General features: G+C 72.1%; 12 protein-coding genes. 3 read left to right on the top strand and 9 right to left on the bottom strand.

Annotated elements, in window-relative coordinates:
* Window positions 1-106 precede the first annotated feature (106 nt).
* The 4 genes from EWH70_RS31710 to EWH70_RS31695 all read right to left on the bottom strand — a co-directional run bounded on the left by EWH70_RS31710 (window position 107) and on the right by EWH70_RS31695 (window position 5,640).
* Window positions 107-1,441, bottom strand: a complete 1,335-nt coding sequence (locus EWH70_RS31710) for a wax ester/triacylglycerol synthase family O-acyltransferase (protein ID WP_130479256.1) — start codon at window positions 1,439-1,441, stop codon at window positions 107-109.
* Window positions 1,442-1,944: 503 nt separating this feature from the next.
* A complete protein-coding gene (locus EWH70_RS31705; protein ID WP_130479255.1) occupies window positions 1,945-3,408 on the bottom strand; it encodes an SPFH domain-containing protein in 1,464 nt (487 codons plus the stop codon).
* Between the two features lie 25 nt (window positions 3,409-3,433).
* Window positions 3,434-3,640, bottom strand: coding sequence for a hypothetical protein (locus EWH70_RS31700; protein ID WP_130479254.1), 207 nt, complete (start codon window positions 3,638-3,640; stop codon window positions 3,434-3,436).
* Window positions 3,637-5,640, bottom strand: coding sequence for a Stk1 family PASTA domain-containing Ser/Thr kinase (locus EWH70_RS31695; RefSeq protein WP_130479253.1), 2,004 nt, complete (start codon window positions 5,638-5,640; stop codon window positions 3,637-3,639). The genes EWH70_RS31700 and EWH70_RS31695 overlap by 4 nt, the downstream gene beginning before the upstream one ends.
* A gap of 133 nt (window positions 5,641-5,773) precedes the next feature.
* Between EWH70_RS31695 and EWH70_RS31690 the strand changes: the two genes are divergently transcribed.
* A complete protein-coding gene (locus EWH70_RS31690) occupies window positions 5,774-6,151 on the top strand; it encodes an Rv2175c family DNA-binding protein (RefSeq protein WP_130479252.1) in 378 nt (125 codons plus the stop codon).
* Here EWH70_RS31690 and EWH70_RS31685 read toward each other — a convergent pair.
* On the bottom strand, window positions 6,120-7,262 hold the full coding sequence (locus EWH70_RS31685) for an MFS transporter (protein WP_130479251.1): 1,143 nt from the start codon (window positions 7,260-7,262) through the stop codon (window positions 6,120-6,122). The genes EWH70_RS31690 and EWH70_RS31685 overlap by 32 nt on opposite strands.
* Window positions 7,263-7,285: 23 nt before the next feature.
* Between EWH70_RS31685 and EWH70_RS31680 the strand changes: the two genes are divergently transcribed.
* The gene (locus EWH70_RS31680) at window positions 7,286-7,828 is read left to right on the top strand and encodes a CGNR zinc finger domain-containing protein (RefSeq protein WP_130479250.1); all 543 of its coding nucleotides are present in this window, start codon (window positions 7,286-7,288) and stop codon (window positions 7,826-7,828) included.
* A gap of 250 nt (window positions 7,829-8,078) precedes the next feature.
* A complete protein-coding gene (locus EWH70_RS31675) occupies window positions 8,079-9,611 on the top strand; it encodes a sodium:solute symporter family protein (RefSeq protein ID WP_130479249.1) in 1,533 nt (510 codons plus the stop codon).
* 50 nt (window positions 9,612-9,661) lie between these two features.
* Here EWH70_RS31675 and EWH70_RS31670 read toward each other — a convergent pair whose 3' ends face one another.
* The 4 genes from EWH70_RS31670 to EWH70_RS31655 all read right to left on the bottom strand — a co-directional run bounded on the left by EWH70_RS31670 (window position 9,662) and on the right by EWH70_RS31655 (window position 13,993).
* A complete protein-coding gene (locus EWH70_RS31670) occupies window positions 9,662-10,447 on the bottom strand; it encodes an LLM class F420-dependent oxidoreductase (protein WP_130479248.1) in 786 nt (261 codons plus the stop codon).
* Between the two features lie 63 nt (window positions 10,448-10,510).
* Window positions 10,511-11,437: a phytoene/squalene synthase family protein gene (locus tag EWH70_RS31665; RefSeq protein ID WP_165436496.1), complete on the bottom strand. Its 927-nt coding sequence runs from the start codon at window positions 11,435-11,437 to the stop codon at window positions 10,511-10,513.
* Window positions 11,434-12,906 carry a phytoene desaturase family protein gene (gene crtI / locus EWH70_RS31660; RefSeq protein ID WP_130479247.1) on the bottom strand — a complete coding sequence of 491 codons (1,473 nt, stop codon included), beginning with the start codon at window positions 12,904-12,906 and terminating at the stop codon, window positions 11,434-11,436. The genes EWH70_RS31665 and crtI overlap by 4 nt, the downstream gene beginning before the upstream one ends.
* 1 nt (window position 12,907) lies before the next feature.
* Window positions 12,908-13,993, bottom strand: coding sequence for a polyprenyl synthetase family protein (locus EWH70_RS31655; RefSeq protein ID WP_130479246.1), 1,086 nt, complete (start codon window positions 13,991-13,993; stop codon window positions 12,908-12,910).
* Between the last annotated feature and the right edge of the window lie 7 nt (window positions 13,994-14,000).

Genomic DNA, 14,000 nt, shown 5'->3' with positions numbered 1-14,000 from the left:
AACCCCACGTCACAGCAATGACGCTCGCGCACGCTGACAGGTTGCCAGCGAGTTCCGCGGCGCGGCATCGTTCTGAAGACGGATATTGCCGGGGTGGGATGTCCGGTCAGTGGCAGAGCTGAACCAGCCGCTCGCCGGCCTTGAGGAAGGCGTCCCGCAGTGATCCGAGTTCGGGCACGGCCGCGCCGTTGGCCTGCAGGCCGATGTGCACGGCGTCGCGGTGCACGGCCACGGCGATGCCCAGTGCCTGGTTCGCCGGCAGCGGGACCAGCGGGAACACCTCGCGCAGCGGGTGGCCGCCGACCGTCAGCCGTGCGCGCGGGATCGGGACGGTGGTCACCACCGTGTCGAACAGCAGCGGTGCGGCCATGCCCGCGGCCCGGGTCGCCAGCCGGTGCACGCCGGCGGGCAGCCGGCCGGCCAGCAGCGGGAACGCCCCCGCGCCCGTGGTCGGCCCGCCCCGCTTGGCCGCGGTCATCGACCGGCGGACCGCCCGCAGCCGCTCGACCGGGTCGTCGAGCCCGACCGGCAGGTCGCACAGGTAGCCGGAGAGCTGGTTGCCTGCCGTGGCCCCCGCCCCGGCCCTGGCCCGCACGCTGACCGGGATCAGCGCGCGCAGGGTCCGGCCGTCGGCCCGCCTGCCGCGGTTGATCAGCCAGTCCCGCAACGCGCCCGCGACCACGGTGAGGACGACGTCGTTGGTGGTCCCGCCGTGTGCGGCACGCACCCTGCGGATGTCGGCGAGATCGAGCCGCACGAAACCGAGACGGCGCTGGGCCGCCCTGGGCGCGGCGATCGGGGAGACCGGGTAGGGCCGGGCGGCACGCAGCACGGACGACGCGATCGCGGCGCCCTCACCGGCCTGGCTCAGCGCCGACGACACGCCCTGTCGCAGCGCGTCCAGCGGCGACCGGGCCGTTCGCCGCTGGACGCACGAGGTGGGTGCCGCCCGCCGGGGGACGGGCACCGGGTCCAGCAGCCCCGCCCCGATGCCGACGGCACCCGCGCCGTCGGTCACCGCGTGGTGGAGCTTGAGCAGCAGCGCCACCGCGCCGCCGGGCAGGCCGTCGACGAGCCGCAGGTCCCACAGCGGACGGTCCATCGGCAGCGGCTCGGCGATCCAGTCGCCGGCGTAGGTGGTCAGCGGGTCGTCGTCGTAGAGCGTGCTGACCCGGTCGAGCCGGATGTGGGCGGCGGGGTCGAAGTGCGGGTCCTCGACCCAGGTGGCGCCGCCCGGCGGCAGCAGGGTGGTGCGCTGGTGGCGGCGCAGCTGGGGGATGCCTGCGGCACGCTCGGCGAGCAGGGTCGCCAGGCCGCGGGTGTCGATCGGGCCGTCGTCACCGGGGGTGAACACGGCCACCGCGCCCATGTGCATGGGCGAGTGCTGGCCCTCCAGGCAGAGGAACGCGATGTCGAGCCCGCTGAGCTGGCTGTCCGCCATGTACGACCTTCCGTCTCGTCTCGTGTCGGCGTGAGCACGTCCAGTGCACACGGACAACGTGACAGACGAGTGGTCACCGTGTTTCGGCGGGGCTAACCATCGCGGCTCCCGGGCCGGGAAGCGCATGAAGGCCACCTTCATCACGTCACACGGAAGGTCCCGGCAAAGTCCGAGGTGCTTGCAGGGCAAGGTGGGTGGGCCCGAGTGCAGAACTCGCGGTCCGGAACGCAGAACTCGCGTGCGTGAGCGCAGAACTCACCATGTGGACCGGGTTTCTCACCTCGCGCCGGTCACCCGCGTGAATGGCCCGTTCGCGCGAGTCGTACGTTCCCACGCGCGAGTCGTCCGTTCCGGACCCGCGAGTTGCACGTTCCCGCCCGCCTGGTCCCACTATCCGGCACGCTAGTTTCAGATCGCGAGACCCCTGCCCTGGGCAAAGCACGTGAAGGTCACCTTCATCACGTCACACGTAATGAAGGTGACCTTCACGTGCTGTGGACGGGTCAGGCGCCCGGCTGCTGGTTCGGCGTCAGCTCGCCGTTCTGCGCGGAGGTGTCCGGTGTGGACGAAGCGCCCATGGACTGCATCAGCTGCCGCGCGAGGCCGAGCCCGGTCCCGCCCAGCGACAGCGCCTTGGCGAACATCTCGGTCACGCCGTCCGCGCCGTTGAGCACGACCATGTTGTCGACGTTGCCGAACGCCTTCGCGCCTGCCTCGACGATCTCCGGCCACTTCTCCGCCAGCTGCTGGGCGACGACGGCCTCCTGGTTCTCCGCCAGCGCCGCGGCACGGGCCTTGATCGCCTCGGCCTCGGCGAGACCCTTCGCCTTGGCAGCCTCGGCCTCGGCAAGGCCCTTGGCGCGGGCGGCGGCCGCGTCGGCCTCACCGGTCGCCTTGGTCGCGGCGGCGTCGGCCTCACCGCGCGCCTTCGTGGCCTGCGCTTCCGCCTCGGCGGCCGTCTTCACCTTGGTCGCGTCCGCCGCGGCCCGCAGCTCGGTCTCCTTGGCCTCGGCCTGTGCCTTGGCGATGGCCGCGTCACGCTCGGCGTCGGCCGTGGTGCGAGTGTCGTACGCGCGGGCGTCGGCGGGCTTGCGCACCTGGGACTGCAGACGCTGCTCGGCCAGGTCGGCCTCCAGCTCGGCGGCCTTGGTCTCCTGGACGACGACCTCCTGACGCGCGGTCGCCTCGGCCAGCGGACCGGACTGGCTGGCCTTGGCCCGGGCCTGGTCCACCTCGGCCTGGTAACCGGCCTGCTTGATCTCGCTCTCCCGGACCGCGCCCGCCTTGCGTGCCGCGGCCTCCTGCTCGGCGGTGGTGGCCTCCTGGTCGCGCTGCGCCTCGGCGATCCGGGCCGACGCGGCGACGGCCGCCGCGTGCGGCTTGCCCAGGTTCAGGATGTAGCCGGACTCGTCGTCGATCTCCTGGATCTGCAGCGAGTCGACGACCAGCCCGAGCTTGATCATCTCGTTGGCCGACGAGCTGCGGATCTCACCGGTCAGCGCGTCGCGGTTGTGGATCATCTCCTCGATGGTCAGCCCGCCGACGATCGAGCGCAGGTGACCGGAGAACAGCTCGTGGATGGTCTGGTTCATCCCGTCCTGCTGGTCGAGGAACCGGCGGGCGGCGTTGGCGATCGAGGCGAAGTCGTCACCGACCTTGTAGATCACCACGGCCCGCACGGTGACCGGCAGGCCCTGCTTGGTCACGCAGGACACCTGCAGGTTGGCGCCCCTGGTGTCCAGCGACAGCCTGCGCGCGGTCTGGAACCCGGGCAGCACCAGCACACCCTTGCCGGTGATGATCTTGAAGCCGAGGCTGTCCGCGGTGTCCGTGCGCTGCACCCGCACACCCCAGCCGGAGATGATCAGTGCCTCATTCGGTTCAGCCACCTTGTACAGCAGCCGCAACAGGATGAACAGGACGATGATCGCACCGGCGATGACGCCGATGAGCGCCCAGATGTTCACTTGTTCCCCCCTTTTTTCCAGCTGGCTACCCCAGTGGCTGCCAGCGTTGCACGTAGACCGTACGCGGCGGCTCGAAATCGACGACGAACACCTGTGTTCCGTTTTCGAATCGTTCCCCGGAATCAGCCGCATAGGCGTAGAAGGCTTCGGTCCCGCCCCGGACGCTGAGCAGAACCTCCCCGACGAGCCCGGGCCCGATCGTGCCGGAGACCCGGCCTCGGCTGCCGATCACAGCACCGTCCTCAAGCGCACCTTGCTGCCCTTCTCCACCCTGCTGCCTGGTTGCGGGTCCTGGCCCGTGACGAGGTTGAACCACTCCTCGTCCTCGTCGTCACCGTTGCCGTTCCCATTGCCATTGCCGTTGCCGCGGCCGTTCTCGAACTCCGCCTTCAGCCCGGCCTGTTCGAGGATCCGCTTGGCCTCGCCGGGGCGCCTGCCGACCACCGAGGGGACCTCCACGGCGTTGGACAGGTAGACCGACACACGCTTGCTGCCGCGCATGGTCTGGTCCGCGCCGGGGTCGGTCCGCACGACGGCTCCCGCGGGCACGTTCGGGTCGAACACCGTGCCTGCCTCGACCGGCTCGAAGCCAGCGCTGCGCAGCGTCGCGAACGCCTCGTCCTTGCTCCGGCCCACCACGTTGGGCACCGGGACGGGCCGCGCGCCCTTGGACAGCACTAGCGTCACCGGGTCGCCGAGGTTGGCCTGGCTGCCCGACCGTGGCTCGAACCGGATCACCGCGCCCTCGGGGACGGAGTCGTTGAACTCCGCGGCGGCGTCGTCCCGCTTCGGCTGCAGTTCCGCAGCGCGGATGGCCGCCTCGGCCTGTTCCACCGTGGTCCCGGCGACGACGTCGGGTACCACCGGCCGTCCCGCCGAGACCAGCAGGACGATCTGCTGGCCCTCCTCGGCCTCGCTGCCCGCGCCGGGGCGCGTGTCCAGGGCCATCCCGGCCTGGGTGGTGTTGTGCCGCTTCAGTTCCACCGCCGGGACGAGCTTGGCGTCCCGCAGCACCTTCTCCGCGGCGGTCCGGTCCATCCCGGCGACCTTCGGCACCTCGATCGAACCGGCACTCGCGATCAGCCACGCGCCGGTGCCCAGCGCTGCACCGGCCAGCAGCACGGCCGCCGCCCAGATGGCGATCAGCCGCCTGCGGCCCGGCGACGGCGCGGGTGCGGCGGGTTCGGGAGGCGGCGGCTGCGCGGGCGGCGGGCGGTCGAACATCCGCGTCGAACGCGGGCCGGTGCCCTGCTGCACCGCGTTGGTGACGGCGGCGAACGCCGGCATGGTCTTCTCGGCGTCGGTCTCCCTCGCCTCGTCCGGCGCAGGCGGAACCGGAACCGGCACCGGCCGGATGCCCAGCGCGGAACGCACGGCCTGGAGTTCGTCGAGGAACGCGCCCGCGTCGGCCGGGCGGGCCTCCGGGTCACGGCGGGTGGCCCGCACCACGAGGTCGTTGAGGGCGGGCGGGATCTCCGGGCGCAGCAGGTTCGGCGGCGGCACGTCGTCGTTGACATGGCGGTAGGCCACGGAGATCGCGGTGTCGCCGGTGTAGGGCGTGCGGCCGGTGAGCATCTCGTAGAGCAGGATGCCGGTGGAGTAGACGTCACCCCGCACGCTGGCCGCGCCGACGGTGACCTGCTCGGGGGAGAGGTAGGCGACGGTGCCGAGGATGATGCTGGAGCTGGTGGTTCCCGCGCTGGCGACGGCCCGCACCAGGCCGAAGTCGGCCACCTTGACCACACCGGTGCCCGCAGCGCCGGTCCTGCCGATCAGCACGTTCTCCGGCTTGACGTCGCGGTGCACCAGCCCGGCGCGGTGCGCGGTGGCCAGCGCGGACAGCACCGGCTCGACCACGCTGAGCGCGAGCGGGATGTCCAGCTGGCCGCGCTCGTCGAGCACGTCGCGCAGCGTGCCGCCGTCGACCAGTTCCATGACGAGGAACGCGCGCGGGCCGTCGTCGCCCGGTGTCGTGTCGAAGCCCTGGTCGTGGACCGCGACCACGTGCGGGTGATGCAGCTTCGCGGCGGAGCGGGCCTCCCGCTCGAAACGCTCCACGAACGAGCGGTCGTCGGCGAAGCGCGGGTCCATGATCTTGATCGCCACCGGCCGGTCCAGCCGGGTGTCCACGCCGCGGTAGACCGACGACATCCCGCCCCTGGCGAGCAGCCGGTCGACCCGGTAGCGCCGGTCGAGAAGCGTCCCGGCCATGCTGGTGTCCGCGCGTGTCACAGTTGCCGATCGTACGGATAGGGGCATACCGGGTGGACGCTACCCGCGTGCCCCGGTTCGCCATGTTGAACTTTCGTTACGCCATTGGTGCGACCAGACGGCGGCTGGGACAAATTATGGCAAAGTGTCTGCTGTGAGTGCGATTCCAGTCGCCGACGACGTTCTCGACGCCGATGTCGCCGTGTTGTCGCTCAGCGAGACGGCCCGGGTGCTCGGACTGTCGTCCAGCAAGGTGCGGCAACTGCTGAAGGACGGACACCTCATCGCCATCCGCAGAGACGGCGAGCTGCTCATCCCCGAGGAGTTCCTGTCCGCCGACGGCAAGGACGGGATCGTCAAGGGCCTCGTCGGCACGATCACCGTGCTCGACGACGCCGGGTTCAGCCGCACGGAAATGCTGCGCTGGCTGTTCACTTCGGACGAGACGCTGCCGGGCAGCACCCCGATCAACGCCCTGCGCACCAGCCACGGCACCGAGGTCAAGCGACGCGCTCAGGCGATGGCTTTCTGAGCACACCGGCGCCCAGCGCCAGCAGCTGAACACCCGCGGCGAGCATCAGTGCCGTGGTGGTTGAGGCCGCCGCGACCGGTCCGGCCAGCGCCGAACCGACACCGAAGCCGCCGATCTTCAGGCTGGCCCCGGTGGTGAACACCTGTGCCCGTACCGCGTCGGGCGCCTCGCGGTGGCGGACGGCGAGCAACGCGGTCAGCTGCGGTCCCTCCGACACCCCGGCCAGCACCGCGGCCACCACCAGCCCCGCCGGGCCGGCGACCGCGGCCAGCCCGAGTGCCGCGGCGAGACCGGCGGTGCTCAGCGTCACCACGGTGTCCGGCCGCAGCGGCGGCGGGAACCTGGCCAGCACGAGGTTGGCCAGTAGCGCCCCGGCGGCGAGGACGGACAGCAGCAGCGCGCCGTATTCGGCGCCGCCGAGCCGTTGCGCGCCGAGTAGCGGGAAGCAGACCAGGGCCGCGCCGAAGCCGACGTAGGACACCACCGACGTCGCGGTCGCGCGGCGCAGCGCCGGGTTGGTCACGATCACCGCGAAGCCGCGGGTCAGCGGGACGCGGCCGGGGCGTGCCGCCCGAGCGGGCAGCGCCAGTGCCACCGGTACCGCGGCGGCGACCAGCGCGACGGCCAGCACGATCCCCACCGGGGCCCCGGCCAGGCCGGCCAGCGCGGGGCCGATCAGGCTCGCGGCGGTGAACGTCAGGCCGTCCACCGCGCTGGCCCGTTCCAGCGGGACCCGGCCGCGGACCAGCGGCAACTGCGCGGTCCAGCCGCCCGCGATGGCCGGGTTGAGCAGGCCGGTCACGGCCGCGACGCCGACCAGCACAGCGTCCGGCAGCCTGCCCAGCCCGAGGCCGATGGCGGTCAGGCCCGCCGCGTAGCCGGCCAGCGCGAGGGCGAGCAGCCTGCCGGGGCGTTCGCTGCGGTCGATGGCGACGCCGAGCAGCGGCCCCCCGGCCGCGGCGGCGATCGTCAGCGCGCCGACCAGCGCCGCGCCCACGGCAGGGGAGCCGGTCAGCGCCAGCCCGGCGAGCAGCAGCGCCGGTGCGGACAGCTCGTCGCCGGTCCTGGCGACGGCCGCGGCACCGACGAACGTCGTGTAACGGCTTATCACTCCCGAGACGTTACACTGATGATGTGCCGGTGCCGCAAGCCGATTCCGCCGCCGCCCGCCGGGCGGCCGAGCGTGCCGCCGACCTGGTCAACCTGCTCGCCGAGGACCCGGAGCCCGGCCAGGTCGCGGAATTGCTGCATGCCCACGGCGAGGTCCCGCCGGTGTCGCTGGAGCCCGCCGACGTGGCCGAGCTGCGGGAGGCGGCGGCCAGGCTGGCCCCGGTGTTCGCCGCCGCCGATGTCGACATGGCGGCGAACCTTCTCAACGACCTGCTCGCCACGCATGCCCATCCGCCGCGGCTGACCACGCACGGCGGATCCTGGCCGTGGCACCTGCACGTCGACCGGGACGACGACGGCCCGTGGGGCGAGTGGCTGCTGGCGTCCAGTTCGCTGGCGCTGGCCACGCTGGTGGCCGACCGTCAGCTCCCGCCGGGTGGGGTGTGCGCGGCCAGGGGCTGTGAGCGGGTGTTCGCCGCCGCCGGCTCGGGCAGCCCGCGCCGGTTCTGCTCGACCCGCTGCGCGACCCGGGCGCGCGTGGCCGCCCACCGCACCCGCGGCGCCTGACCGCGAGTCCACCGCTCAGACCCCGCGAGTTGCACGTTCGCGCCCGTTGAATGTGCAACTCGCAGGTCGCGGGCGGTGGACTCGCGGGGTGGGAGTGGTGGACTCGCGTGCATCAGAGCCTGATCGCGTTCATGTATGTGAAAGTAAGTCACAAGTGTGATTCACTTTCCGTCCGAGGGCTGGCGCCCTCGGCAACACCCTCGTAAGACCTACGTCACACATCGCGCGAGCACACAATCAGGGAGGTGCGATGAGCACACTGGACTGGATCGTGGTCGGTGCGTATTTCCTCGTGATGGTCGGAATCGGTTGGTGGTCGAAGAACCGGGTCCGCAGCATCGTCGACTTCTTCACCGCGGGCGGCAAGATGCCGTGGTGGTTGTCCGGGATCTCGCACCACATGTCCGGTTACAGCGCGGTCATGTTCGTGGCGTTCGCCAGTGAGGCCTATCGCCTCGGCCTCACCGTCTACGTCTGGTGGGCACTGACGATCGGCGTCGGCGTCGGGATCGGCAGCTGGCTGTTCGCCGCGCGGTGGAACCGGCTGCGGTCCAAGCACGGCGTCGCGTCTCCGCTGGAGTACCTGGCCCGGCGGTTCAACGTCCCGACCCAGCAGGTCATGGCCTGGTCCGGTGCCCTGCTGAAGGTGGTGGACATCGCCGCGAAGTGGTCGGCCGTCGCCATCCTGCTGCGCGGGTTCGCCGGTGTGCCGATCGAACTGGGCATCGTCCTGGTCGGCATCGTCACGATGATCTACTCGGTGCTGGGCGGCCTGTGGGCCGACGCGCTGACCGACTTCGGGCAGTTCATCATCCAGGCCGCGGCGGGCATCGTGATGTTCGCGGCGGTGGCCGCGCACTTCGGCGGCATCCAGTTCATGTGGGAGATCTGGGACCAGCTGCCGCCCGACCGCGCGCAGCCGCTCAACGGCGACTACACCTCGACGTTCTTCATGGCGCTGTTCGTCATCAAGACGCTGGAGTACAACGGCGGCATGTGGAACCTGGCGCAGCGCTACATGGCGGCGCCGGACGGTGCGGCCGCCCGCCGCTCGGCGGCGCTGTCGAGCTTCCTGTGGCTGGTGTGGCCGCTGGTGCTGTTCTTCCCGATGTGGGCCGCCCCGCTCATCGTGCCCGGCCTGGAGAACGCCGGTGACGCCTACATCGAACTGGGCAAGGTCATGCTGCCAGCCGGCATGATCGGGCTGGTGCTGGCCGGGTTCTTCTCGCACACCATGGCGATGGTGTCCTCCGACGCCAACGTGATCTCCTCGGTCATCACCAGGGACATGCTGCCCAGACTGTGGAAGGGCGCCAGGCGCATGGGCGAGGGGGCGCAGCTGAAACTGGCCCGCACCACGACGTTCCTGTTCATCGGGCTGAGCATGCTGATCGCGGTGTCGCTGGACACCAACGGCGGAGTGCTCAAGGTGGTCGTCGACCTGGTGGCCGCCACGATGGGACCGATCGCGGTGCCGCTGATGCTGGGCCTGCTGCCGTGGTTCCGCAGGATGGGCCCGGTCGCCGCGCTGACGTCGACGCTGAGCGGTCTCGCGGTGTGGGCGTTCCTCTACATCAGCCAGCAGAACGGGGTGAAGATCGCCAAGGAGGCGCTGGTGGCCTACCCGCTGCTCACCTCGCTGGTGCTGTTCATCGTGATCGGCCTGGTGTTCTCGCAGCGCACACCCGACCGGGACCGGCTGATCGACTCGCTGTCGACCGACGCACCCACCCCGTCCTCGCCCGAGCCGGGCGAGCCGGACCGGGTGCCTGCCAAGCAGTAACGGGCATGTGAAGGCCCCCGCGACCCGGTCGCGGGGGCCTTCACATGCGGTCAGGAGTTGGTGCGGTCCCGCCAGGCCAGCCACTCCCGCAGCAGGCCCAGGTCGTAGTCCGGCCCGCCGACACCGACGGTGAACTGGGTGACGCCCAGGTCGAGCAGCTGCTGGCCCAGCTCGTCGGGCTTGCCGCTGACGCCGACCGAACGCTCGATCTCCGCCGGGTCGCGGCCGACGTCGGCGCAGTGCTGGTCGAGGATGCCGACCTTGCGCCGCACCACGTCGGGGTCGCCGAAGCCGTGCCAGATGTCGGCGTGCTTGGCCACCATGCGCAGCGTCTTCTTCTCGCCGCCGCCGCCGATGAGCACCGGGATCTTGCGGGTCGGCGCGGGGTTCAGCTTGCCGAGCCTGGACTCGATGCGCGGCAGCGCCTCGGCCAGGTCGTCCAGCCTGCCGCCTGCCGTGCCGAACTCGTAGCCGTATTCGGTGTAGTCGCGTTCGAACCAGCCCGAGCCGATGCCCAGGATGAGCCGCCCGTCGCTGATGTGGTCGACGGTGCGCGCCATGTCGGCGAGCAGCTCGGGGTTGCGGTAGCTGTTGCAGGTCACCAGCGCGCCGATCTCCACCCGCGACGTCGACTCGGCCCAGGCGCCCAGCATGGTCCAGCACTCGAAGTGCAGGCCGTCGGGCTCGCCGTAGAGCGGGAAGAAGTGGTCCCAGTTGTAGACGATGTCGACGCCGAGGTCCTCGGCCTCGCTGGCGGTACGGCGGATGGTCGCGTAGTCCGCGTGCTGCGGCTGCAGCTGCAGCCCGATGCGGATCGGCCGTTTCGCAGAAGTCATGACTAGAGGGTAGCCGCGACGCGGAGCGTCTCCGTTGAGGGCGGTGGTGGGGCTGAGGATGGCCTAAGCCTGGAGTAACTCCAGTGCCTGAGTTCGCACCAGACTGGGCAACGCGACGGCCAGCCGCCGCCGGTTCGGCACGACCACCCTGCGGTGCAGGACGTGGTAGTCGGCCGCCACGATCTCGTCGAGGATGCCCTCGTACAACGTCAGCGCCGTGCGCACACACGGCCGCGATTCCGGGCGCAGTAACGGAATCCCCGCCCGCGCACGCCGGTACACCGCCCGGTTGCGGGCGACGAACGCGGCCATCGCCGCGCGGATCCGCCGGTCCGGCAGGCCAGTGCGGCGCGACCATTCCAGCAGCCCGGAGTCCACTCCGAACACCGCCAGCTCGGCGCGGGGCAGGTACACCCGGTCGCGGTCGAGGTCCTCGCCGACGTCCCGCAGGAAGTTGGTCAGCTGGAACGCCTCGCCCATCGCCGCCGCGCCCGGCTCCGCGTCGACGCGCGGACCGAGCGTGCCGAACACCGGCAGCAGCTGCAATCCGATCACCGCGGCCGAGCCGTACATGTACTCGCCGAGGTCGTCGAACGTCTCGTAGCCGGTGACGGTCAGGTCCATCCGCATCGACCGCAGGAACGCGTCGAACAGGCCGCGGTCGATCTCGTGCCGCCGTACGGTGTCGGCCAGCGCGACCAGCACCGGGTCGGCGGGCGTGCCGCCGCCGTACACCTCGTCCAGCTGGGCCGCGGCGCGGTCCAGCCCGGCTTCCGGGTCGCTGCCGGGCGCGGGGTTGTCGACGACCTCGTCGACGGCGCGGGCGAACCCGTACAGCGCGTGCACGGCGGGCCGGGCCCGGGTGGGCAGCAGCCGCGCGGCGAGGAAGAACGTCCTGCCGTGCGAGGCGTTGATCTCCCGGCAGACCGTGTACGCCCGCCGCAGCTCCGCGCCGCGGATACCGGCGGCGTCCAGTTCGCGCCTGCTCACCGGCCGGTCACCCGTGCCGCGGCCAGCCTGCCGGAGATCAGCACCGGCGGGATGCCGACGCCGGGCGTCGTGCCGCAGCCGGCCAGCACGACGTTGTCCATGCCGCGCACCAGGTTGCGGGGCCGGAACGGCCCGGTCTGCGCGACGGTGTGGGCCAGCGAGAACGGCGTGCCCGCCGCCATGCCGCGTTCGGCCCAGTCCAGCGGGGTCACCACCTCGTCGACGGTGAAGTCCCCGGCGAACCCTTTCAGGCCGCGGTTTTCCAGCGTCGCCACCAACTCGGCGCGGTAGGCGGGGCCGATCCGCCGCCAGTCCACGGCACCCCGGTCGAGGTTGGGTGCCGGGGCGAGCACGGAGATCACCTGCCTGCCGTCGGGCGCCATGCCGGGATCGGTCGCCGTCGGCCGGGTGACCAGCAGCGACGGGTCGCTCATCAGGCTGCCCCGGCTGGTGATCTCGGCGAAGGTCCGGCGCCACGCGGCGCCGAAGAAGATCGTGTGGTGGTCCAGGTCCGGCCACACCGTGTGGCTGCTGCCGTGCAGCACGACGGCCGACGGCGAGTACCTCGGCGGGACCGGGCGCCGCGGCCGGGCACCGAGCAGCCGGTAGGCGGCCTCCAGGTCGGTTGCCAACACGACGGTGTCACACGGGATGCGTTCACCCGCGGCGGTGCGGACCGCTCGCACGGTGCCGCCGATCCGCTCCAGCCAGGCCACCGGTGTCGCCAGCCGGACGGTGCCGCCCGCCCTCGTCACGGCGGCGGCCATGGCCTCGGCGACCCGGCCGACGCCGCCCTCGGGGTGGTACACCCCGCCGACCGTGTCCATGTAGGCGATCACGCCGTACGCGCCGATGGCCCTGGCCGGGTCGAGCCCGGCGTAGAGCGACTGGAACGTGAACAGCCGCCGGAGGCGCTCGTCACGCAGGTAGCGGCGCACCTTCGGCTCCAGCCTGCCGAATCCGCCGAGCGCGACCAGCCTGGCCAGGTTCGGGCCGAGAAGGTCCAGCGGGGAGTCGAAGTTGGCGCCGATGAACTCGTCGCGTTGCACGGTGTACAGCTCGGTCAGCCACTGCCGGAGCCCGCGGTATCCCCGTGCCTCGGCCGGGCCGGCGACCTCGCGGATCTCCTCCTCCATGGCCGGGCCGTCGGTGTGCACGGCGATCGTGCTGCCGTCGGCGAAGTGCGCGCGGTAGGCCGGGTCGAGGCGGTGCAGGCGCAGGTGGTCCACAGCGGACTCGCCGACGGCGGCGAACGCCTCGTCGAGCAGATCCGGCCTCGTGAGCACCGTCGCTCCGGTGTCCACTGTGTACTCCGAGTGGGCCGACGACACCCGCCCGCCGGGACGCGGATCGCGTTCCAGCAGGGTGACCTGACGGCCGGAGCCGAGCAGGTGCAGCGCCGCCGATAGCCCGGCGAGCCCGGCTCCGACGACCACCACGTGATCGGTGGGCCCGGTGACGGTACGCACGTCAGTACGTCCGCTGGGTGGCCAGGACCGCGAGGTCGGTCAGCCTGGCGGCCGCGGCGCCGGTCAGCTCGGCGCGGCCGAGGGCGGCCATGGCCGACCCGGTCAGCTCGGCGATCCGCCGCTCCACCGCGTCGACGGCGCCGGCCTCGTGCAACGCGGCCCGCACGGCGGTCACCTCGTCGACGGACAGGTCGGCCTTGCCGACGGCCGCGGCGATGACCTCCCGCTCGGCCGGGCCGGCGTCGCGCAGCCCCAGCGCGACCAGCAGCGTCCGCTTGCCCTCCCGCAGGTCGTCACCGGCCGGTTTGCCGGTGACCGACGGGTCGCCGAACACGCCGAGCAGGTCGTCGCGCAGCTGGAACGCGATGCCCAGGTCCTCGCCGAACTCCAGCAGCGGGCCGAGCAGTTCCGGGCCCGCGCCGGCCAGCGCCGCACCCAGGTGCAGCGGGCGGCGCACGGTGTAGGCGGCGGTCTTCAGCTCGTCGATGCGCAGTGCCGCCTCGACCGAGGCGTCCCCGGTGGCCTGGGTGTGCACGTCGAGGTACTGCCCGGCCAGCACCTCGGTACGCATGGCGCGCCAGGCCGGCCGCGCGGCGGCCAGCGTCGCCGCGGGCAGCGGCGCGGCGGAGAACATGTCGTCGGCCCAGGCCAGTGCCAGGTCGCCGATCAGGACGGACGCGGACAGCCCGTACCCGGCGGCCGAGCCCAGCCAGCCGTGGTCGGCGTGCCGTTTGGCGAACGCGACGTGCACCGTGGGCGAGCCCCGGCGGGAGTCCGAGGAGTCCATCAGGTCGTCGTGGATCAGCGCACACGCCTGGATCAGCTCCAGGCTGGCCACCGCCCGCAGCACGCCCTCGGCGTCCGGGCCGTCCGGGTCGCCGCCCGCGCCCCGCCAGCCCCACCACGCGAACGTGGGACGCAACCGCTTGCCACCGCCGAGGACGAACTCGGTGAGCGCGTCGATGGCGGGGCCGACGACCGGCTCGGTGCGGCGGATCGGGTCGCCTGCCTCGTGGAGGAACTCGGCGAGCACCCGCTCGACGTGCGGCGCCAGGTCGACATCGGGCGGTGACGGGCTCGGGGTCATGTGTCCA

Source organism: Amycolatopsis suaedae, assembly GCF_004214935.1.
In the GTDB taxonomy this organism is placed as follows: domain Bacteria; phylum Actinomycetota; class Actinomycetes; order Mycobacteriales; family Pseudonocardiaceae; genus Amycolatopsis; species Amycolatopsis suaedae.
This window is presented reverse-complemented; position numbering and strand designations above follow the sequence as displayed.